Origin of the sequence: Allobosea sp. 47.2.35, from assembly GCF_024655635.1 — a bacterium.
In the GTDB taxonomy this organism is placed as follows: domain Bacteria; phylum Pseudomonadota; class Alphaproteobacteria; order Rhizobiales; family Beijerinckiaceae; genus Allobosea.
The window spans coordinates 308,580-328,307 of the sequence record NZ_JANLGI010000001.1 but is presented as its reverse complement, the minus strand read 5'-3'; the positions used below and the strand labels follow the sequence as shown (position 1 = coordinate 328,307).

General features: G+C 67.1%; 21 protein-coding genes. 13 read left to right on the top strand and 8 right to left on the bottom strand.

Features of this window, described 5'->3' with window-relative positions:
- Positions 1-465, top strand: coding sequence for a molybdenum cofactor biosynthesis protein MoaE (locus NUV79_RS01650; protein WP_257731332.1), 465 nt, complete (start codon positions 1-3; stop codon positions 463-465).
- On the top strand, positions 434-1,516 hold the full coding sequence (locus NUV79_RS01645; RefSeq protein WP_257731331.1) for a DUF1176 domain-containing protein: 1,083 nt from the start codon (positions 434-436) through the stop codon (positions 1,514-1,516). Before NUV79_RS01650 ends, NUV79_RS01645 begins: the two co-directional genes overlap by 32 nt.
- 154 nt (positions 1,517-1,670) lie before the next feature.
- Here the strand turns inward: NUV79_RS01645 and NUV79_RS01640 are convergent, their stop codons facing one another.
- The gene (locus NUV79_RS01640; RefSeq protein ID WP_257731330.1) at positions 1,671-2,558 is read right to left on the bottom strand and encodes a branched-chain amino acid aminotransferase; all 888 of its coding nucleotides are present in this window, start codon (positions 2,556-2,558) and stop codon (positions 1,671-1,673) included.
- 182 nt (positions 2,559-2,740) lie between these two features.
- Between NUV79_RS01640 and NUV79_RS01635 the strand changes: the two genes are divergently transcribed.
- The 3 genes from NUV79_RS01635 (at position 2,741) to NUV79_RS01625 (ending at position 5,525) form a co-directional block, all read left to right on the top strand.
- Complete coding sequence (locus NUV79_RS01635; RefSeq protein WP_374678638.1) at positions 2,741-3,244, top strand: MarR family winged helix-turn-helix transcriptional regulator; 504 nt, start codon at positions 2,741-2,743, stop codon at positions 3,242-3,244.
- A gap of 83 nt (positions 3,245-3,327) precedes the next feature.
- A complete protein-coding gene (locus NUV79_RS01630) occupies positions 3,328-4,071 on the top strand; it encodes a response regulator (protein ID WP_257731329.1) in 744 nt (247 codons plus the stop codon).
- A gap of 56 nt (positions 4,072-4,127) precedes the next feature.
- A complete protein-coding gene (locus NUV79_RS01625) occupies positions 4,128-5,525 on the top strand; it encodes an ATP-binding protein (protein WP_374678698.1) in 1,398 nt (465 codons plus the stop codon).
- Here the strand turns inward: NUV79_RS01625 and NUV79_RS01620 are convergent.
- A complete protein-coding gene (locus NUV79_RS01620; protein WP_257731328.1) occupies positions 5,522-6,430 on the bottom strand; it encodes a LysR family transcriptional regulator in 909 nt (302 codons plus the stop codon). The two genes, NUV79_RS01625 and NUV79_RS01620, sit on opposite strands and share 4 nt — an antisense overlap.
- Before the next feature lie 99 nt (positions 6,431-6,529).
- Between NUV79_RS01620 and NUV79_RS01615 the strand changes: the two genes are divergently transcribed.
- Together NUV79_RS01615 and NUV79_RS01610 are read left to right on the top strand one after the other, a co-directional pair.
- Entirely contained in the window at positions 6,530-7,168 is a 639-nt protein-coding gene (locus NUV79_RS01615) for a glutathione S-transferase (RefSeq protein WP_257731327.1), read from the top strand.
- Complete coding sequence (locus tag NUV79_RS01610) at positions 7,158-8,084, top strand: pyridoxamine 5'-phosphate oxidase family protein (RefSeq protein ID WP_257731326.1); 927 nt, start codon at positions 7,158-7,160, stop codon at positions 8,082-8,084. Before NUV79_RS01615 ends, NUV79_RS01610 begins: the two co-directional genes overlap by 11 nt.
- On the opposite strand, the gene NUV79_RS01605 is transcribed toward NUV79_RS01610, so the two are convergent.
- The 6 genes from NUV79_RS01605 to NUV79_RS01580 form a co-directional block, all read right to left on the bottom strand.
- Positions 8,081-8,440 (bottom strand): tRNA-binding protein, encoded by a 360-nt coding sequence (locus NUV79_RS01605; protein ID WP_257731325.1) that lies wholly within the window; start codon positions 8,438-8,440, stop codon positions 8,081-8,083. The two genes, NUV79_RS01610 and NUV79_RS01605, sit on opposite strands and share 4 nt — an antisense overlap.
- Positions 8,437-10,404 carry a methyl-accepting chemotaxis protein gene (locus tag NUV79_RS01600; protein ID WP_257731324.1) on the bottom strand — a complete coding sequence of 656 codons (1,968 nt, stop codon included), beginning with the start codon at positions 10,402-10,404 and terminating at the stop codon, positions 8,437-8,439. The genes NUV79_RS01605 and NUV79_RS01600 overlap by 4 nt, the downstream gene beginning before the upstream one ends.
- A 117-nt stretch (positions 10,405-10,521) precedes the next feature.
- The gene (locus NUV79_RS01595) at positions 10,522-11,256 is read right to left on the bottom strand and encodes a TetR/AcrR family transcriptional regulator (RefSeq protein ID WP_257731323.1); all 735 of its coding nucleotides are present in this window, start codon (positions 11,254-11,256) and stop codon (positions 10,522-10,524) included.
- A 166-nt stretch (positions 11,257-11,422) separates the two neighbouring features.
- A complete protein-coding gene (gene proC, locus NUV79_RS01590) occupies positions 11,423-12,244 on the bottom strand; it encodes a pyrroline-5-carboxylate reductase (RefSeq protein ID WP_257731322.1) in 822 nt (273 codons plus the stop codon).
- A gap of 117 nt (positions 12,245-12,361) precedes the next feature.
- Positions 12,362-12,868: a type III secretion system chaperone family protein gene (locus tag NUV79_RS01585; protein ID WP_257731321.1), complete on the bottom strand. Its 507-nt coding sequence runs from the start codon at positions 12,866-12,868 to the stop codon at positions 12,362-12,364.
- A gap of 290 nt (positions 12,869-13,158) precedes the next feature.
- Entirely contained in the window at positions 13,159-13,413 is a 255-nt protein-coding gene (locus NUV79_RS01580) for an accessory factor UbiK family protein (protein WP_257731320.1), read from the bottom strand.
- A 140-nt stretch (positions 13,414-13,553) separates the two neighbouring features.
- Between NUV79_RS01580 and NUV79_RS01575 the strand changes: the two genes are divergently transcribed.
- The 6 genes from NUV79_RS01575 (at position 13,554) to NUV79_RS01550 (ending at position 19,726) form a co-directional block, all read left to right on the top strand.
- Complete coding sequence (locus NUV79_RS01575; RefSeq protein ID WP_257731319.1) at positions 13,554-14,705, top strand: M24 family metallopeptidase; 1,152 nt, start codon at positions 13,554-13,556, stop codon at positions 14,703-14,705.
- 61 nt (positions 14,706-14,766) lie between these two features.
- Positions 14,767-15,327, top strand: a complete 561-nt coding sequence (locus tag NUV79_RS01570) for a hypothetical protein (RefSeq protein ID WP_257731318.1) — start codon at positions 14,767-14,769, stop codon at positions 15,325-15,327.
- Positions 15,328-15,525: 198 nt separating this feature from the next.
- Positions 15,526-16,470: a ribose-phosphate pyrophosphokinase gene (locus NUV79_RS01565; RefSeq protein ID WP_199089353.1), complete on the top strand. Its 945-nt coding sequence runs from the start codon at positions 15,526-15,528 to the stop codon at positions 16,468-16,470.
- Between the two features lie 10 nt (positions 16,471-16,480).
- Positions 16,481-17,203, top strand: coding sequence for a 7-cyano-7-deazaguanine synthase QueC (gene queC / locus NUV79_RS01560; protein ID WP_257731317.1), 723 nt, complete (start codon positions 16,481-16,483; stop codon positions 17,201-17,203).
- Positions 17,200-17,763 carry a VUT family protein gene (locus NUV79_RS01555; protein ID WP_257731316.1) on the top strand — a complete coding sequence of 188 codons (564 nt, stop codon included), beginning with the start codon at positions 17,200-17,202 and terminating at the stop codon, positions 17,761-17,763. The genes queC and NUV79_RS01555 overlap by 4 nt, the downstream gene beginning before the upstream one ends.
- Before the next feature lie 109 nt (positions 17,764-17,872).
- A complete protein-coding gene (locus NUV79_RS01550) occupies positions 17,873-19,726 on the top strand; it encodes a putative bifunctional diguanylate cyclase/phosphodiesterase (RefSeq protein WP_257731315.1) in 1,854 nt (617 codons plus the stop codon).
- Positions 19,727-19,728 lie beyond the last annotated feature (2 nt).

Below are 19,728 nucleotides of genomic sequence, written 5' to 3'. Positions count from 1 at the left end.
ATGACGCCCCTCGTCCGCATCCAGCGGGAAGATTTCTCGCTCCAGGACGAGATCGATGCGCTCTCGGCCGGCCGCGCCGATATCGGCGCCGTCGTCTCCTTTACCGGACTCTGCCGCGACGAAGCCGGCACGCTCGCCGCGCTGGAACTTGAGCATTATCCCGGCATGGCCGAGGTTGAGATCGCCCGCGTCGCGGCTGAAGCATCGGAGCGTTGGCCATTGCTCGGCCTCGTCGCGATCCATCGCTACGGGCTGGTCAGGCCGGGCGAGCAGATCGTGCTGGTATTGGCGGCCTCGGCCCATCGCCGCGCCGCCTTCGAGGCCGCCGATTTCATGATGGACTATCTCAAGACCCGCGCCCCATTCTGGAAGCGCGAGCACCGCGCCGACGGCACGCTCGGCGGCTGGGTCGAAGCCAAGGCGGATGACGACGATGCGGCGGAACGCTGGAAACAGGATTCCTGACGGCTGGAAGGGCGCCGCGCTCGGCGCCGGCCTCGCTCTTGCGCCGGCCCTCGCTTTCGCAGCTGACCCGGAACCGAAGAGTTTCCGCGATTGGATGGCCGGCTGCGACAATCTCAAAAGCTGCACCGCTTTGTCGCTCCCGGCTGAGACGGCAGACCCGGTCGCCTATTTGCGCCTGGAGCGCTCTGCCGGGCCGGACATGCCGGCCGAACTGACCTTGCGCCTGCGCGGCGACTGGAAGACCCCGCCCCGGTCCGTCCAACTCAAGCTCGATGGCGCGCCCTTCCCCGCCGGCGGCAAGGCGATGCCGGCGGAAACCGATGGCGACCTGCTGTCCCTGACCTTCAAGCCGGCCGAAGTCACGGCCCTCATCGAGGCTGCCCGCAAGGCCACGAAGCTCGCCATCGCCGCTCCGCAGGTATCAGCCGAGGTTTCGCTGTCGGGCTCGGTGGCGGCCCTGCTCTGGATCGACGAGCAGCAGGGGCGCCTCAACACGACCTCCGCCCTGATCCGCAAGGGCAGCGGCACGAACGTTCCGGCCGCCCCTGCCCTGCCGGTCGTCACCGCGAAGCCCGCAAGCGGCACACTGTCGGAAAGGGACGGCAAGGCGCTCGCTGCCGCGCTGCGCAAGGAACTCAAGCAGCGCGACCCCGACGGCTGCGAGGACGACGAAACCCTGATCAGCATCGACGAGGCCTGGACGCTCGACGGCACGCACAGCCTCGTTTCGCTGGCCTGCTCACGCGGCGCCTACAATGTCTCGCATGCATTCTGGATGATCGAGCGTGGCGACGCGAAGACGGCCAAGCCGGTGGTCTTCCCGCAAGGCGACGGCGACGCGAAGAATACGCTGGTGAATGCCGAGTTCGACCCGAAGAGTGGCCGCATCAATTTCTTCGCCAAGGGACGCGGCATCGGCGATTGCGGCGCCTCGGGCGGCTATGCCTGGACCGGCAGCACCTTCGTCCAGACCGATCTCAGTCTGATGGGCGAATGCCGTGGCATCGGTTCCGAGGACTGGATCACGCTCTATCGCAGCGAGATCAAGTAGGGAGCGGCGTTGCCCCTAGAAACGCGCGTCATCCCGGACAGGCCGCCTCTGGCGGCGCTGATCCGGGATCCATGCCTGAACCGTTCCGACATGGATCCCGGGTCTTCACTTCGTTACGCCCGGGATGACGGCGAACGATGATGCGATCGGGCGCTCAAGCCGCCTTCGTCTGCGGGCGCACCGCAGCCGAATAATCTTCCATGATCACCTTGCCCATGTTGCCGGTGATGAAGTTGTACGGGCCGATCTCGGAAACCAGCGTCACCTCGGCGGCAGAACCGGTGATGAAGCACTCGTTGAAGCTCTCCAGCTCCTCCGGACGGATGCGCCGCTCCACCACCTCGAAGCCGCGCTGGCGGCACAGGTCGATCACCGACTGGCGGGTAAGCCCGTTCAGGAAGCGGTCGGCCAGCGGCGTATGGATCACGCCGTCCTTGATAAAGAAGATGTTGGCGCCGGTGCATTCGGCGACATTGCCTTCCCAGTCGAGCATCATTGCGTCGGCATAGCCGCCGCGCTCAGCCTTGTGCTTGGAGAGCGAGCAGATCATGTACAGGCCCGCCGCCTTGGCATGAACCGGCGCGCAGGCCGGGTCCGGCCGGCGATAGTCGGCGACGTCGAGGCGGATGCCCTTCAGCTTCGCCGCCATGTCGAACATGCTCGGCCATTCCCACACGGCGATCGCGGTATGGATCGTGTTGTTGCGGCCGGACACCGCCATCATCTCCGAGCCGCGCCAGGCGACCGGGCGGATATAGGCGTCCTTCAGGCCGTTCTCCTTCAGGCAGAGATACTTGGCCTCGTCGAGCTCGGCGACCGAATAGGGGATCGTGAAATCCATGATCTCGGCGGACTTGTGCAGGCGCTGCGAATGCTCGGTGCTCTTGTAGATCACGCCGTCATAGGAGCGCTCGCCCTCGAAGATGCACGAGCCGTAATGCAGCCCATGGGTCAGTACGTGAATCCGGGCGTCCTTCCACGGCACGAGCTTACCGTCGAACCAGATGACGCCATCGCGCTGGTCGAAAGGAATGACTGACATGGACCTTCTCCTGGGTGCTTGTTTCCGGAACTCCGGCACAGCCGTTTTCGGAACGCAAGCTCAAGTCTAAAACTGCGCTGCAGCGGCACGCTTTGAAATAATCGTTCGCTCAGCGCCCTTGACCGGTAATCTTCCGTCTGAGATATGTCAATAAGGCTGACCCAAATTTTTGGAAGCGCGTTTTGGCCCCATCCTCTCCCGACGTCGAAGACTTCCCGCTCAGGCCCTCTTCCGAGGCGGTGCCGCACGACCTGATCGAGCTCCTGTTCTTCGCCTATCGCGACTTCGTCGGCGATCCCGACCGCATCCTCGCCGATTACGGCTTCGGCCGCGCCCATCACCGCGTCCTGCACTTCGTCCAGCGCCGGCCGGGCCTGACCATCGCCGAATTGCTCGACATCCTGCAGATCACCAAGCAGAGCCTCAACCGCGTCCTCAAGGAGCTGGTCGAAAAGGGCTATATCGAGCAACGCACCGGCCGGCAGGACAAGCGCCAGCGCCACCTCCACACCACGCCTTCAGGCCAGGACCTGGCGCTGCGCCTCGTCCGCCTGCAGGCGAAGCGCATCAACCGCGCGCTCGAAGGCGCCACGCCGGAGACCGCCGCCATCGCCGCGCGCTATCTCGCCGCCCTGATCGATCCCGCCGAACGGCCGAAGGTGGAGCGACTTCTCGACAAGCCTTAGCGGCGACCGGCTCCCTACGTTATGCTATGGGAGCCCTGCACCGCGAGCGCGCCGGCAAGACCGGCGCAGGAGAAAGGCGCGAGATGATCGCAACCGAGACCCTGGCGAAGCCGGCCCGCAAGCCCGTACCCGACGAGGCGCCGCATATCCTCGTCGTCGACGACGACCGGCGCCTGCGCGAATTGCTGGGCCGTTTCCTCAGCGATAACGGCTACCGGGTGACGACGGCCGCCAACGCCGCCGAAGCCGATACGCGGCTCGGCAATCTCGTCTTCGACGCGATCGTGCTCGACGTGATGATGCCCGGCGAGAACGGCTTCGATTTCGCCCGCCGCTTCCGCGGCGGCTCGGCCGTGCCGATCCTGATGCTGACCGCCCGCGCCGACGGCAAGGACCGCATCAACGGCCTCGAGATCGGCGTCGACGACTATCTCTCAAAGCCCTTCGAGCCGCGCGAATTGCTGCTCCGGCTCGGCAATATCCTGAAGCGCACGCTGATCGTCGAGGCCGCGCAATCCGGCACGCGGCCGGATTTCGTTCGCTTCGGCCCCTTCATCTACGGGCTGGCGCGCGGCGAGTTGCGCAAGGGCGAGGAGACCATCCGCCTGACCGAGCGCGAGCGCGAAATCCTGACCGCGCTGGCCGAGCGTGCCGGCGAGGTCGTGCCGCGCGAGGAACTGGCCGCGCAGGGCTCGGCCGCCAATGACCGCACCGTCGACGTCCAGATGAACCGCCTGCGCCGCAAGGTCGAGCGCGACCAGACCGATCCGCTCTATCTCCAGACCGTGCGCGGCGTCGGCTACAGGCTGGTGACGGACCGGACGTGACACCGCTGCAACCCGGCAGGAAAGGCCCATCCGCGCTGCGCGTCGCTGCGCGCGCGCTGGCCCGCGTCCTTGCCTGGCTGGAACAAGCGCTCGAAAGCCTCGGCAAGGCCGTGAGACCGGCCGTCAAGCGCATCGGCCGGCCCTTGCAGATCATAGCGCGCTACATGCCCAAGGGGCTTTACCCCCGCGCGCTGGTCATCGTCATCGCGCCGGTCGTGCTGCTGCAATCCGTCATCGCCTATGTCTTCATGGAACGGCACTGGCAGACGGTGACGCAGCGCCTCTCCTCGGCCGTTTCCGCCGACATCGCCATGCTGATCGATGTCTACGAGAGCTATCCGCAGGATGCCGACACCGCGACCCTGTCGCGCATCGCCGCCGAGCGGCTCGGCATGGACCTCGACATCATCCCCGATTCCGACCTGCCGGCCCCGGGGCCGCGCCCGTTCTTCTCGCTGCTCGACAACGCGCTTTCGACGGAGCTCAGCCAGCAGGTCGCACGCCCCTTCTGGCTCGACACGGTCGGCCGCTCCAGCCTGATCGAAATCCGCATCAAGCTCGGCAAGAACGTGATGCGCATCCTGACACGGCGCAACTCGGCCTATGCCTCGAACAGCCATATCTTCCTGCTCTGGATGATAGGGACGTCGCTGATCCTGCTGACCATCGCGGTGCTGTTCCTGCGCAACCAGATCCGCCCGATCCTGAAGCTCGCCGATGCGGCGGAAGCCTTCGGAAAGGGACGCGACGCCGATTTCAGGCCACGCGGTGCCCGCGAGGTCCGCCGTGCCGGCAATGCCTTCATCGAGATGAAGCGGCGCGTCGAGCGCTCGATCGGCGAGCGCACGACGATGCTGAACGGCGTCAGCCATGACCTGCGCACCATTCTCACCCGCTTCCGGCTCTCGCTCGCCCTGATGGAGCGTTCCTCCGAGATCGAGGCGCTGGAGAAGGACGTCGACGAGATGAGCCGCATGCTCGAGGACTATCTCGCCTTCGCCCGCGGCGATGCCGGCGAGACAGCGGTCGAGACCGATATCCGCTCGCTGCTCGAGGAGCTGAAATCCGATGCCGAGCGCCAGGGCCACCAGACCGAACTGACGGTGATCGGCGATCCGCTCGTGGTGATCCGCCCGGACGCCTTCCGCCGCCTGCTGACCAACCTCGTCTCAAACGCCGCCCGCTATGGCGACCGCATCGCGATCCGTGCAACGCATGACGCGCGCTACCTGATCGTGATGGTCGACGACGATGGTCCCGGCATCCCGCCCGACCAGCGTGAGGACGTCTTCCGCCCCTTCTTCCGGCTCGACGAGGCCCGCAACGTCGATGGCGGCGGCACCGGCCTCGGCCTTGCCATCGCCCGCGATATCGCCCGCGCCCATGGCGGCGACATCATGCTCACCGATTCGCCGCTCGGCGGCCTGCGCGCGACGGTGCGGTTGCCGGTCTAGGGCTGGCTGTCGGCTCTGATCGGCGCGAGCGCGGGCAAACGCGCCACCGCATGGTCGATGAAGGCCCGCACGCGCGGCGCAGGCTGCCGGCCGCCCGGCACCACGAGCTGGACCGGCAGTGGCGGCGGCTCGAATTCAGGGAGCAGGCGCACCAGCGTACCAGCCGCGAGATCATCCGCCGCCTGATAGGACAGCACGCGCGCCAGCCCGCGGCCGGCCCGCGCCGCGATCAGCACCGATTCCACCTCATTGACGATGAGCCGCGGCGTCAGCACGACGGCGCTGCCTGAACGCGGCCCGCCGAAGCGCCAGGTCAGCGTCTGGTTGGCAGCGACGCTCACGACGGTTTCATGCGCGGCGATATCGGCAGGACGCCGCAAGGACGGGCAGTCGGCGAGATAGGACGGCGCTGCGACGAGGATGCGCCGGACCTCACCCACCTTGCGCATCAGCAGGCCGGAATTCGGCAAAGGACCGATCCGCACCGCCAGCTGCAGGTCTTCCTCGATCAGGTCGAGATTGCGATCGGCCAGCACGAGCTCGACCTGCACCTGCGGATAGCGATCGAGGAACTCGCTCACCAGCGGCGTGACATGCCGCCGGCCGAAGGAGAGCGGCGCCGTGATCCGCAGCAAACCGCTGACCGGCTCGGCCGCAGCGACGCCGAGCGCCGCTTCATAATCCGAGAGCAATCGCCGAGCCGTCGCGGCGAGCTCCCGGCCGGCATCGTTCGGCGTCAGGTGCCGTGTCGTTCGCGCGATCAGTTGCGTCCCGACGCGCTCCTCCAGCCCGGCCAGCGCGCGCGTCACGGCCGGGCGCGACTTGCGCAAACGCCGGGCTGCACCGGCGAGACTGCCGGCGTCGACGATCCCAACGAAGATCGCCAGCTCCTCGATCCGGTCCATCTTATCATTCCGCAGATTGAAATTCTGAGTTCAACCGATAGCAGGTTTCTGCTGATCTTCGAAACGATCATGATGCCCGGCACAAGCAGGAGCACCGCCATGCCATCGTCAGAGATCATCCTCCACGGAACACCCCTTTCGGGCCATGCTCACCGCGTCGAATTGCTGCTGCTGGCGCTCGGCTTGCCCTATCGCAGCGAGGAGACCCCTGCCGATGTCCGTCGGGGGGCCGCCTTCCGCAAGCTCAACCCGCTCGGCCAGATCCCGGTGCTGCAGGATGGCGACCTCACCTTCGCCGACAGCAACGCGATCATGGTCTATCTCGTCCGGCGCTATGCCCCGGACAGCGCCTGGTTGCCGCTCGATCCCGTCGGCGCCGCCCATGTCCAGCGCTGGCTCTCGATCGCCGCCGGCGAAGTCATGCATGGCCCCTCCATTGCCCGCCTCGTCACCCAGTTCGGTCTGAAGGACGACAAGGCGCGCGCGCAGCGGATCGCGGCGCGGCTGCTCACCTTCATGGAGGAGCATCTGGCAATGCGCGACTATCTTGCGGTCGCCCATCCGACGATCGCCGATCTCGCCTGCTATTCCTATGTCGCGCATGCACCCGAGGGCGGCATCTCGCTGCGCCCCTACCCCGCCGTGCGCCGTTGGCTAGCCCGCATCGAGGCCCTGCCCTTCTTCAAGCCGATCCCGCCTTCGCCCCTGCCGCCGGAGCTCGACGACGATGCTGCCTGACGGCCCCTTCCACACCGGCGAGCTGGCCGCTCAGGCACTGGCCGGCGTCGCCTCGCGCGGCGCTGGTATCCGTCCGTTCATGCCGGATCAGCACCGCATCTTCTTCGGCCAATTGCCCTGGCTCTTCGCGGGCGTGCTCGACGAGGGCGGCTGGCCGGTGGCGACGGCGCTGGCCGCCGCGCCCGGCTTCGTGGAAAGTCCGACGCCGACCATGCTGTCGATTGCGACGCTGCCCTCCAAGGACGATCCGGCCTTTGAGGCGTTCCAACCGGGCAGCCTCATCGGCCTGCTCGGCCTCGAACTGGAAACCCGCCGCCGCAATCGCGCTAATGGCCAAATCGGCACGATCGCTGCGCATGGCTTCACCGTCGAGATCGCGCAGAGCTTCGGCAACTGCGCGAAGTACATCCAGGTGCGCAATCGGGTTCAGGACAGCGACGAACCGGCGGCAGCGCCCGTCAACCTGTCAGGCCTGGATACAGAGGCGCGCGCACTGATCGCCGGAGCCGACACGCTGTTCATCGCCAGCGCCGCCGCGCTCGAAGCCGAGACCGGCGGCGTCGACATCTCGCATCGCGGCGGCCGGCCCAGCTTCGTCCGCATCGATGGGGACACGCTCACGATCCCGGACTTTGCCGGCAACAACTACTTCAACACCTTCGGGAATCTGCTGCGGGAGCCGCGCGCCGCGCTGCTCTTCGTCGATTTCGCGACGGGCACACTGCTGCAATTGCAGGGCGAGGTGGAGATCGTCTGGCAGGGACCGGAGCTGGCACAGCTCGATGGGGCCGAACGCTTGTGGCGCTTTCATGTGAAGCGCGGCTGGCGCCGGCCCGGCGCGCTCCGCCTGCGCTGGTCGGCACCTGAATTCGCGCCGACCACTTTGCAGACCGGCCTGTGGTCGGTGGCGGCCTAGAAGAGCCTGCCGCCGATCGGGACCTCGTGCCCCGGCCCGATCAGCACGACTTCACCCTCGGCGTCGGGAATGCCAAGGGTCAGCACCTCCGACATGAACTTGCCGATCTGGCGCGGCGGGAAATTCACCACCGCGAGGACCTGCCGGCCGGGAAGCTCTTCCGGCCGGTAGTGTTTCGTGATCTGCGCCGAGGATTTCTTGCGGCCGATCGTGCCGCCGAAATCGATCACGAGCTTGATCGAGGGCTTGCGCGCCTCAGGGTAAGGCTCGGCCTCGACGATTGTGCCGACACGGATGTCGACCTTCAGGAAATCATCGAAGCCGATCGGTGCGGCTGGGGCCGCAGGCGTGCTCAAAACTCCGCCCAACCGTCGTCGCGAGAACCGGTCTTGGGCGCCGCAGCAGCGCCGTTAGCAGCCTTGGCCCGCGGAACCGCCGGGCGCGGCGCCGAGGCCACCGCCGCCCGCATGGTCTGCGAGATCGCCTTGAGCCGGGCGACGTCGCCGCCGAGCTGGAAGCGCGCGACCAGCGAAGAGAGCCGGTCGGCTTCCTGCGAGAGCGAATGCGCGGCGGCGGTCGACTGCTCGGCCATCGCGGCGTTCTGCTGCGTCGCCTGGTCCATCTCGCCGACGGCGGAATTGACCTCCTGGAGGCCCGAGGCCTGCTCCTGCGCGGCGCCGGCGATCTCGGCGACCAGCGTGGTGACACGCGTGATCTCGGAGGCCATGCGCTGCAGCGCTCCGCCGGTCTGGCCGACCAGCGTGACGCCCTTCTCGACCTCGATGGTCGAGGCATCGATCAGGGTCTTGATCTCCTTGGCCGCGGAGGCGGAGCGCTGCGCCAGCGCACGCACCTCGGAGGCCACGACCGCGAAGCCCTTGCCGGCATCGCCAGCCCGCGCCGCCTCGACCGAGGCGTTGAGCGCGAGCAGGTTGGTCTGGAAGGCGATTTCGTCGATCACGCCGACAATCTGCGAGATTTCCTGCGCGGATTTCTCGATGCCGCCCATCGCCGTCACAGCATCGCGGACGATGCTGGTCGACTGCTCGGCCTCGGTCTTGACCTGCTCCGTCGCCTGGTTGGCAAGGCGGGCGCTCTCGGCCGTCTGGCGGACGGTGGCGGTGAGCTCGTCGAGCGCCGTGGCGGTCTCTTCAACGGAGGAGGCCTGCTGCTCGGTGCGGCTGGCGAGGTCGTCGGCCGCCTGGCTGATCTCGGTCGAGCCCGCCTTCATGCTTTCGGTATTGGTCGCGATCTGGCGCATCGCGTCCTGCAGCTTGGCGATGGCCCCGTTGAAGTCGTCCTTGAGCTTGACGTACTCGGCGGTGAAATTGTCCTCGATCCGGTAGGTCAGGTCGCCGTCCGAGAGATGCTCGAGGCCCTGGCCGAGCGCATGGACGACATCGGCCTGCACGCGGGCATGCTCGGCGCGGTCGGCCTCGTTGCGACGGCGCTCGCCATCGGCAGCGTGGCGGTGGCCGGTGGCCTCCTCCTCCATGCGGATCTTGTCGGCCTCCATCGCCTCCTTGGCGAGGGCGGCGTCACGGAAGACGACGAGCGTGCGCGCCATGGCGCCAATCTCGTCGGAGCGCTCCTGATGCGCGATCGGGGTGTCGAGCTGGCCGGCGGCCAGACCTTCCATCGAGCCGCGCACCGAGTGCAGCATGCCGGAAGCGCGGCGGCTGAGCACGATCACGAGGCCGAGCATGATGAGGCCGAGCGGCACCAGAACCTTGGCCACGCCGCCGACCATGCCCATGAAGGCGGCATCGACGTCATGCACGTGCAGGCCGGAGCCGACGACCCACTGCCATTGCGGAATGCCGATGATGTAGGAGATCTTGAGCGAGGGCTCCTTGTCGCCAGGCTTGAGCCAGCCATAGTCGACGAAGCCTTCGGTCTTCGCCTTGGCGAGCGAAATCATATCCTGGACGAAGAACTTGCCGTCCGCGTCCTTGAGCGGCTTCATGTCCGTCGACTGGATCTTCTTGTTCGCGTGCAGAACGCTGATGCCGTCGTAATTGATCAGGAAGTAATAGTTGCCGCTGTCGAAGCGCGCGCTGTCGAGCGCGGCCATCGCCAGCTTCTTGGCCTCGTCTTCCTTCAGCTCGCCGCTCTGGACGCGCGCCAGATAGCCCTTGACCGTCGTTGCGGCCGACTCGACGGCATTCTTCATCTCGGCCCGCTTGAGCGTGATCATCTCGTTGCGGGCGGCGTTGAGTGTGTAGCCGACGCTGCCTACGGCGATCAGCACGGCCAAGGCGGCGATCAGGCCGAAGGAACGGCTGATCGAGAGGGTAGCAAGCTTCCGGGTGAACGACATTCGCGTATCCTGCGCGGATGGGGATTCCCCTCATTCGCTCAAAATTGGCTAAGGTACGCTTAACGTTGACCCGATTTCGCCACATTTTGTCGCAGGGCCGCGAAGCCGCCCCTGCGTTCAGATCGCCGGCGCGTAATCCTCGTTGTCTTCCCCACGCTCCGACGCCCGCTCGCGGCGGCGGCCCCTGAGAGGGCGTCCCGAACAGATCGCCCGCGCCAGCCCGCGGAACGGCGCCGTCAGCCGGTGTACGTCCTCGACGCGGGCCATGATGCGCCCGGCCGTCTTCAGCTCGCGATCGAGCCGCGCCATCGTCTTCGACAGCTCCGGCTCGTCATCGTCGAGCCAGGCCTCGGAGACCCGCGCCATCAGCAGCACCGCGCCCTGCACGCGCAGGTGCCCCAGCGAATCCTCGGTCGGGATGCCGGCCGAGGCCAGCATGTAGCGCCAGGAATTGACCGCGCCGCGATTGAGCGCCGCCAGCGCCAGCGGATCGCGGCGGATGACCGGCGCGATCTTACGCAAGCCGGCCTTGTAGGGCGCCATCGCATCGAGCCGGCGCATCACGAGGTCGAACATCCGCTCCTTGACCGGCTCGCCCGCAAGATCGTCCGAGGCATTGGCCAGAACGGCATCGTCGACGATGCGGGTCACACCGCCGAGCATCGCGAGCTTCGACGGGAACAGCCCGCGCAATTGCGCCAACGTCAGCCCGGCCTCGGCGGCGATGTCCGGCAGCTCGATCTGGTCCCAGGGCCGCTCGGTGGCGAGCTTCATCAAGGCATCGACCGCGCGACGGCGCGGATCGATCACGGGCGCAGCCTCGGGCTGGGTGGAAACGGGTTTGCGGGCCATGGGACAGCTCCTCTCGCTTCGCGTCGAGAGGAGGTTAGGCCGCTATCGTGGCGGGTGGAAGGCTGTCGGCAGCATTTTCGAGCGAAGTGGAAACCGGTTCGCGTGAAGAAAATGCGTCATGCAACAATCTGAATTTTCTGGCCTTTCGACAGAAAGGCAGGAAAATTCAGCCGGAAAGCTCGCCGGCGCGACGTTTGGCAGCAGCCACCGCCTTGCGCATGAGCGGCTTCATGCCGTCCTCGGCCATCAGCACCTCGAGCGCAGCGGCGGTGGTCCCGCCGGGCGAGGTCACATTCTGGCGCAGCGTGCCCGGAGGCAGCGGCGACTGGAACAGCAATTCACCAGCGCCTTCGACCGTCGCCCGCGCCAGCCGTTCCGCGACATCGGCCGGCAGGCCGGCATCCTTGCCTGCGGCGGCAAGGCATTCGACGAGATGGAAGACATAGGCAGGGCCGGAACCCGACACGGCTGTGACCGCATCGATCAGCCCCTCGTCGTCGAGCCATTCGACCTTGCCGATGCTGCCGAGCAGCGCATCGGCGGTGGCGCGCTGGGCGGCACTCACACCCTTGCCGGGAGCAGCCGCCGTGGCGCCGCGCTGCACGGCCGCCGGCAGGTTCGGCATGGCGCGGATGATCGCGCCGGCATTGGGCAGGCGCGCCGCGAGATCGCCCAGCGTCTTGCCGGCGAGGATCGAGATCAGCAGCGTGCGGGGATGAATGAAGGCCTGCACGGCCGGGGCCGCCGTATCGAGCATCTGCGGCTTGGTCGCGAGCACGACGACATCGGCGGCAGGAATCTCCTTGGCCGAAGGATTGACCCTCATGCACTTCTCATTGGCGAGCGCGACCATCTCGTCCGACGGCTTGGGATCGATCAGGCTGATGCCCTTGGGATCGATGCCGATGCGCAGCCAGCCCTCCAGCATCGCGCCGCCCATCTTGCCCGCGCCGATGAGGACGAGCGATTGCGGCAGGGAAGCGGTCATGGCGGTTCTCATCGCTTGGAGACAGGGCACGCGCCCGGACTTGCTCCCGGGCAGCACAAGACCAGAGCCTGCAAGGGCTGACCGGGTCAAGCCCGGTCAAGGTGGCGGCGCGGCGGCTCAGGCCTCGCCGACCGTCTCCAGGATCGCGCCTTCCATGCCTTCCCGGGCGGTCTTGCCGGCCCAGACGACGAACTGGAAAGCCTGGTAGTAGCGCTCGCAGGCCTCGACCGCGGCCTTCACCAGCGCCGCCGCCTGCTCCTCAGTCGGCTCGGCCCCACCGGAGAGCAACAGGCCGTGGCGGTACATCACCACGCTTTCGCTGCTCCAGAGATCGAAATGGCCGAGCCAGAGCTGCTCGTTGACGAGGCTGACGAGCTGAAGCACCTCGCCGCGCCGCCGCTCCGGCACCTTCAGGTCGAAGGCGCAGGCGATATGCAGCGCCTCCACCTCGGCGAGCCAAGTGACGGCAACCTGGTATTCCGACCAGCCACCGGTGACGGCGACCGAAAGCTCGTCCTCGCTGTCGCGGTCGAACGCCCAGTCATTGAGTGCGGCGAGGCGTTCGAACAGGTCGAGCGGGTTGGAAGGCCGATCGAGCTCGGCGTCCATATCGAGGTCTATCATGCCCTAAGGTCCACCTTCCGGATGCGGGTGCATCCGGCGCGTTCGAGAAGAGGAACACGGCGACTGGAAAGCCGAAGGAACGCAACACACCTCCGGAGCCTCTCGACGGAGAGGCTCCCATCCGGCGCGGCAGGACGAATCCGCCCGACGAATCAATTCTTTCCACCGACGATAGCGCAGGCGCTGTGACGCTCCCAACACGGCGCCAAGCTCCGCGGATTCGGCCGGCGGGCTCAATCCCTCTGGAGGGCTGTCCACAGCACATGGCTGTGGACATAACCTCAGGGCGATCAGGCCTTGCCGAGCTTCTCTTCCAGCGCCGTCAGCCGCGCGGCGAGCTTGTCGTTCTCCTCGCGGGCGATCAGCGCCATCTCGCGCACCGCCTCGAACTCTTCGCGGGTGACGACGTCGAGGTCGCGCAGCAGGCGTTCGATCTGCGTCTTCACCACCGTCTCGACCTCGCGCCGCACGCCCTGCGCCGCACCGGCAGCATCGGTGGCGAGCCGGGCGATATCGTCGAGGATGCGGTTGCCGGGGTTGACCATGGCTCTCTCCCTTAGGGGCGAAATTGTCTGACGACAGCCTATAGGCAGCCTGCACGAGGGCCGCAATTGCGACCGGTTGTCGGACTTGCTCCTCGGCAGCCGGCACGCTCACATGCGCGACCGCCCGGAGGAACAGCGCCATGGCTCTGCATTTCACGCCCGCCGAATTCGCCCGCCGCCGCGAGGCCCTGCTGGCCGCGATGCAGAAAGACCGCCTCGACGCGCTCTTCCTGTTCCAGCAGGAATCGATGTTCTGGCTGACCGGATACGACACCTTCGGCTTCTGCTTCTTCCAGTGCCTCGTGGTCAGGGCCGACGGCACCATGGCGCTGCTGACCCGCTCCGCTGATCTCCGGCAGGCGCGGCAGACCTCGAATCTCAGCGATATCCGCATCTGGAAGGACGGCCGCGACGCCGATCCCACAGCCGACCTGCTGGCGCTGACCCGCGATCTCGGCCTCGCCGGCAAGCGCATCGGCGTGGAATTCGAATCCTATGGCCTCGTCGCCTCGAACTACCGCAAGCTGGAAGCCCGCTTCGCCGGGCAGGCCGATCTCGCCGACGCCTCGCTGATCGTGACGCGCCTGCGCGCCGTGAAATCGGCGGAGGAGATCGCCTATGTCAGGCGTGCCGCCGTGCTTGCCGACGCGGCCGACCGCGCGGCGCTCACCGCGATCCGGGCGGGCGCCGACGAGGGCGAGATCCTCGCCGCCCAGCACAACGCGATCTTCGCAGGCGGCGGCGACTATCCCGCCAACGAGTTCATCATCGGCTCCGGCCGCGATGCCCTGCTCTGCCGCTACAAGTCCGGCCGGCGCCGGCTCGATGCCAACGACCAGATCACCCTCGAATTCGCCGGCACCGACCGGCACTATCACGTCGCCGCGATGCGTACCGTCATCGTCGGCGAGCCGCGCCCGCTCCACCGCCCCTATCACGCCGCCGCCCGCGACGCCCTGCTCGCCTGCGAGGCCGAATTGAAGCCCGGCCGCACCGCTGGAGACGTCTTCGCCGCCCATGCCCGCGTCTTCGACGAGCATGGCCTGGCGCAGCACCGGCTCAATGCCTGCGGCTATTCGCTGGGCGCCAAATTCACCCCGTCCTGGATGGATTGGCCGATGTTCTACGAGGCCAATGACTGGCCGATCGTGCCGGGCATGGTGATGTTCGCCCATATGATCCTGATGGATTCCGCCAGCGAAACCGCGATGTGCCTGGGCCGGACCTATCTGGTCGGCGAAGGCGGCGCCGAGGCCTTGAACCTGCCTGATCTGGACCTCGCCATCCGTTGAGCTTACTAAGGGCGCGCAGGGAATCTCGAAGCAGTCCACAGCCCAAAGGGCGGGAGGCGTCATGATCAACCGTTTTAGCGGCCTCGCTTTGGGGCCGGTTTTCGCGCTGGCGCTCGCCGGCTGCCAGGAAACCACCCAGACCGCCGCCCGGCCGCGCGTCGATGCGCCCGGCGTCCCGGTCTCGGTCCAGAGCATCTCCGGAGCGCCGGAAAACGTCACCACCAGCTTCGCCGGCCTGCTCGGCGAGGCGGCGGCCGAGCGCAAGATGGAGATCGTCCCCGGCAACAAGCCGGCGCGCTTCCGCGTCAAGGGCTACCTCACGGCCCAGCCGACCGAGGACGGCCAGACCGCGCTCGCCTTCGTCTGGGACGTCTATGATTCGACCAAGCAGCGCGCCCAGCGCGTGCAGGGCGAGAGCATCGGCAAGCGCAGCGGCGGTTCCGACCCCTGGGCCGGCATCGACCAGACGATCGTCGCCAAGGCGGCCTCCGACTCGATGGACGCGATCGCCGGCTTCCTCGTCACCGCGCCGGGCGTCGAGACGCTCGCGATCGACGACAAGCCCGCGAAACCCGCGAGAGCGGGCACCCGCGTCGCCGCGACCACCGACAAGAAGAGCTGAACCTTGCAGGTCTGCGTCGCCTCCCGGCGACGCTGCGGCAGTGGTTTCCGGGTCACGGCGCACCGCCCTGCGCTTTTTGACGACCGATATTGCACTGCAACGGTCGACTCCGTCCGACCGCGCTGTTAAGAGCCGTTCGAATTGAGCCGGCAATGCCGGCCCTCCCTGCTCAGCCTTACTGCAACGGTGCGCTACGGCATGGCCTCCCACTTCAAAGTCGTCGCCGGCAACTCCAATCGTCCGCTGGCCGAGGCGATCTGCAACCATCTCAGCATCCCGCTCGCCAAGGCCTCCGTCCGGCGTTTCGCCGACATGGAGGTCTTCGTCGAGATCCAGGAGAACGTGCGCGGCCAGGATGTCTTCATCATCCAGTCGACTTCGTTCCCGACCAACGACCATCTGATGGAGCTGCTGATCATCACCGATGCGCTGCGCCGCTCCTCGGCCAAGCGCATCACGGCGGTGATCCCCTATTTCGGCTATGCCCGCCAGGACCGGCGCGCCTCGGGCCGCACTCCGATCTCGGCCAAGCTCGTCTCCAACCTGATCACCCATGCCGGCGTCGACCGCGTGTTGACGCTCGATCTCCATGCCGGCCAGATCCAGGGCTTCTTCGATATTCCGACCGACAACCTGTTCGGCGCCCCGCTGATGGCGCGCGACATCAAGGACCGGCTGGAATGGAAGAACGCCATGGTCGTCTCGCCGGATGTCGGCGGCGTGGTCCGGGCGCGCGCGCTCGCCAAGCGCATCGACGCCCCGCTCGCCATCGTCGACAAGCGCCGTGACCGGCCGGGCGAGTCCGAGGTCATGAACATCATCGGCTCGGTCGAGGGCCGTTCCTGCATCCTGATCGACGACATCGTCGATTCCGGCGGCACGCTGGTGAACGCGGCCGATGCCCTGCTCGAGCAGGGCGCCAAGGAAGTCTTCGCCTATATCACCCATGGCGTGCTCTCCGGCGGCGCGGTCGCCCGCATCGCCGGCTCCAAGCTCAAGGAGCTGGTCATCACCGACTCGATCATGCCGACCGAGGCCGTGAAGGTTGCCCGCAACATCCGCGTCATCTCCATCGCCGGCCTGATGGGCGAGGCCATCGAACGCACGGCGAGCGAGACCAGCGTGTCGAGCCTGTTCGACTGAGAGGTTCGGCTTGGGCAACTCCCGCGCCCTCGTCCTGTTCTCCGGCGGCCAGGACTCCACCACGACGCTCGCCTGGGCGCTCGACCGCTTCGACGCGGTCGAGACGATCGGCTTCGACTACGGCCAGCGCCATCGCATCGAGATGGAGTGCCGCGAGACGATCCGCGCCAAGCTGCCCGCGCTCTCTGCTCGCTATGCCGAGCGGCTCGGGCCCGACCATGTCGTCGATCTCAAGGCGCTCGGCGCGATCTCCGAAACGGCCCTGACCCGCGAGACCGAGATCGCCTTTGCCGAGACCGGCCTGCCCACGACCTTCGTGCCCGGCCGCAACCTGATCTTCCTGACCTTCGCTGCAGCGCTGGCCTATCGCCGCGACCTCAAGCACATCGTGCTCGGCGTCTGCGAGACCGACTATTCCGGCTATCCCGACTGCCGCGACGACACGATCAAGGCGATGCAGGTCGCGCTTGGCCTCGGGCTCGACCGCCGGCTTGTGCTGCACACGCCGCTGATGTGGCGCGACAAGGCGCAGACTTTCGCCCTGGCGCGCGCCATCGGTGGCAAGCCTCTGCTCGACCTCGTGATCGAGGACAGCCATAGCTGCTATCTCGGCGACAGGACGACCCGGCATGACTGGGGTTACGGCTGCGGCCATTGCCCGGCATGCGATTTGCGAGCAAAAGGCTTCGCGGCTTACCTCGCAGCCCCCGACGATACTGGACTTATTCCATGACCCGTGACCGCCAGCGCCAGACGGAGGGCTTCATTGCCCTGGCCCTGTTCGCTCTGACCATCCCCGCCGCCAACTGGTTGATCGGCAATGCCGGCGCGGTCTGCGTGCCGAATGGTCCCTGCCTCGTCCCGGTCTGGCCCGGCATTATGGCGCCGAGCGGCGTCCTGATGGTCGGCCTCGCGCTCGTCCTGCGCGACATCGTCCAGCGCCGCCTCGGCCCGTTGGCCGGTCTCGGTGCCATCGCGGTCGGCACGCTGATCTCGGCCATGCTCGCCCCGCCCGCGATCGTGCTCGCCTCGGTCGCCGCCTTCCTGCTCTCGGAGCTGGCCGATTTCGCGGTCTATACGCCCCTGCAGCGCCGACGCTTCGTCACCGCGGTCTTTGCCTCGAGCGTGATCGGCCTCGTCGTCGACAGCCTCGTCTTCCTGCATCTCGCCTTCGGCAGCCTCGACTTCCTCGCCGGCCAGATCATCGGCAAGGCCTGGATGGTGCTGCTCGCGCTACCGCTGATGCATCTCCTGCGCCGCCGCGACGAGCGGCTGGGCCTCGTGGCCGCCTGAAAACCGGAAAGCGCGGCGCCGCATAAACTTTGCAGCCGCGCCTCAATCTGACCTTAAGGCATTTGCGATAGGGAACGGGTTCTTCGACGAGCATTCAGTCGGATAATCCGTGATCAGACCTTCGGGCCGCCTGCAGGCTCTTCAGAACGATATTCTTGAAGATATCGCGCGCGGCGAACCGCTGATCGCCTGCATGGAGCGGCTTTGCCATCGCGCCGAGGCGATCTCCCCCGGCGTGATCTGCTCCGTCGTCACCGTCGACGACCAGGGCTGCCTGCAGCCCCTCGCCTCCCCCAGCCTGCCGGCTCATTATGTGAATTGCGTCAGGGGATTGCCTGTTGGCCCCAATGTCGGCTCCTGCGGGACCGCGGTGTTCCGCGGCGAGCCCGTCGAAGTCATCGACATCGCCACCGATCCGCTCTGGGCGCCCTATACCGGGCTTGCCCTGCCGCTCGGCCTGCGCGCCTGCTGGTCGACGCCGATCAAGGCGCGCGACGGTCGCGTCGTCGGCGCCTTCGCCTTCTATTTCAACCGCCCCCGTTGCGCCCAGTTGCTCGAACGCCAGATCGTCGCGACCTGCGTCCATCTCTGCGCCATCGCCATCGAGCATGACGAGGTCCGCACCCGCAATCACCGCCTCGCCTATTTCGACACGCTGACCGGCCTGCCGAACCGCAGCCAGTTCAACGGCGCCATCGCGGAGATGAGCGCCGCCGGCCGCCGCTACGGCCTGATGCTGATCGATATCGACCATCTCAAGCTGGTCAACGATACGCTCGGCCACGCCGCTGGAGATGCCTTGATCGCCGAGGTCGGCACCCGGCTCGGCACGGCGCTCGCCGATTGCCTGACCTGCCGGATCGGCGGCGACGAATTCGCCGTCCTGATCCCGGATTGCGAGGGGCCAGCGCGCATGCGCTCCCTAGCCTCCGCAGCGACGGCCGCGATGGCTCTGCCCCTCGACCATGACGGTCATAGCGTCGTTCCCAGCGTCACCATCGGCGGCGCGATCGCCGGCGAGGACGGGCTCGACAGCGTCACATTGCGGCAGAATGCCGATCTCGCGCTCTATCACGCCAAGGAGACGCGGCGCGGCCGCTATGTCCGCTTCCGCCGGCAATTGCGCAGCGCGATGATGCAGCGCATCCGCGTGCGCCGGGACGTCGATGGCGCGCTCGGCGACGAGCGCATCATTCCCTATTACCAGCCGGTCATCCGCCTCGACACGACCGAGGTCGTCGGCCTTGAGGCCCTCGCCCGGATGCGCCTCGACGACGGCCGCATCGTCACTGCCGGCGAATTCCAGGACGCGCTCCGCGATCCGAAGATCGCGCACCGCACGACGACGCAGATGCTGACGGCGGTCGCCGCCGACATGGCGGAGTGGCGGGCGAGCGGCCTCAACTTCCAGCATGTCGCGGTCAACGTCACCTCAGCCGATTTCCAGAAGGGCGACCTGGTGCAGCGCGCCGGCCGCATCCTGGAGAAGGCCGGCGTGCCCATGCGGCAGCTCGTGGTCGAGGTCACCGAGCAGGTCTTCATGGGCGGCCGCAAGGACGGCGTCGCGCGTACCATGGAGGCGTTGCGCGCCTGCGGCTCGCCGGTGGCGCTCGACGATTTCGGCACCGGCTTCGCCTCACTGACCCATTTGCTCGATTTCCCGATCGATATCATCAAGATCGACCGCTCCTTCGTCGGCTCGATCGATAGCGGTGCCCGCAGCGAGATCATCATCGAGGCGCTGCTGACGATGACCCGCCGCCTCGGCATGAAGATCGTCGCCGAGGGTATCGAGCGTCAGGCGCAGGCCGAGCGGCTGACCGAAATGGGCTGCCGTCTCGGCCAGGGCTATCTGTATTCGCCGCCGGTTCCGGCCTCGGTCATCCGCGAATGGCTGCTGCGCTTCGCCCAGCCCCTGCAGGCAACGCCCCTCGCCGACAGCAAGGTTGCGAACGCAGCCTGAGC

Bases quoted from the DNA above. Each gene is read 5' to 3' on its own strand.
- NUV79_RS01640 (WP_257731330.1), bottom strand. From the start codon at position 2,558: ATGTCAGTCATTCCTTTCGACCAGCGCGATGGCGTCATCTGGTTCGAC.
- proC (WP_257731322.1), bottom strand. From the start codon at position 12,244: ATGACCGCTTCCCTGCCGCAATCGCTCGTCCTCATCGGCGCGGGCAAG.
- NUV79_RS01580 (WP_257731320.1), bottom strand. From the start codon at position 13,413: ATGGTCAACCCCGGCAACCGCATCCTCGACGATATCGCCCGGCTCGCC.
- NUV79_RS01610 (WP_257731326.1), top strand. From the start codon at position 7,158: ATGCTGCCTGACGGCCCCTTCCACACCGGCGAGCTGGCCGCTCAGGCA.
- NUV79_RS01555 (WP_257731316.1), top strand. From the start codon at position 17,200: ATGACCCGTGACCGCCAGCGCCAGACGGAGGGCTTCATTGCCCTGGCC.
- NUV79_RS01645 (WP_257731331.1), top strand. From the start codon at position 434: ATGCGGCGGAACGCTGGAAACAGGATTCCTGACGGCTGGAAGGGCGCC.
- NUV79_RS01600 (WP_257731324.1), bottom strand. From the start codon at position 10,404: ATGTCGTTCACCCGGAAGCTTGCTACCCTCTCGATCAGCCGTTCCTTC.
- NUV79_RS01585 (WP_257731321.1), bottom strand. From the start codon at position 12,868: ATGATAGACCTCGATATGGACGCCGAGCTCGATCGGCCTTCCAACCCG.
- NUV79_RS01570 (WP_257731318.1), top strand. From the start codon at position 14,767: ATGATCAACCGTTTTAGCGGCCTCGCTTTGGGGCCGGTTTTCGCGCTG.
- NUV79_RS01615 (WP_257731327.1), top strand. From the start codon at position 6,530: ATGCCATCGTCAGAGATCATCCTCCACGGAACACCCCTTTCGGGCCAT.
- NUV79_RS01630 (WP_257731329.1), top strand. From the start codon at position 3,328: ATGATCGCAACCGAGACCCTGGCGAAGCCGGCCCGCAAGCCCGTACCC.
- NUV79_RS01595 (WP_257731323.1), bottom strand. From the start codon at position 11,256: ATGGCCCGCAAACCCGTTTCCACCCAGCCCGAGGCTGCGCCCGTGATC.
- NUV79_RS01575 (WP_257731319.1), top strand. From the start codon at position 13,554: ATGGCTCTGCATTTCACGCCCGCCGAATTCGCCCGCCGCCGCGAGGCC.
- NUV79_RS01620 (WP_257731328.1), bottom strand. From the start codon at position 6,430: ATGGACCGGATCGAGGAGCTGGCGATCTTCGTTGGGATCGTCGACGCC.
- NUV79_RS01650 (WP_257731332.1), top strand. From the start codon at position 1: ATGACGCCCCTCGTCCGCATCCAGCGGGAAGATTTCTCGCTCCAGGAC.
- NUV79_RS01565 (WP_199089353.1), top strand. From the start codon at position 15,526: ATGGCCTCCCACTTCAAAGTCGTCGCCGGCAACTCCAATCGTCCGCTG.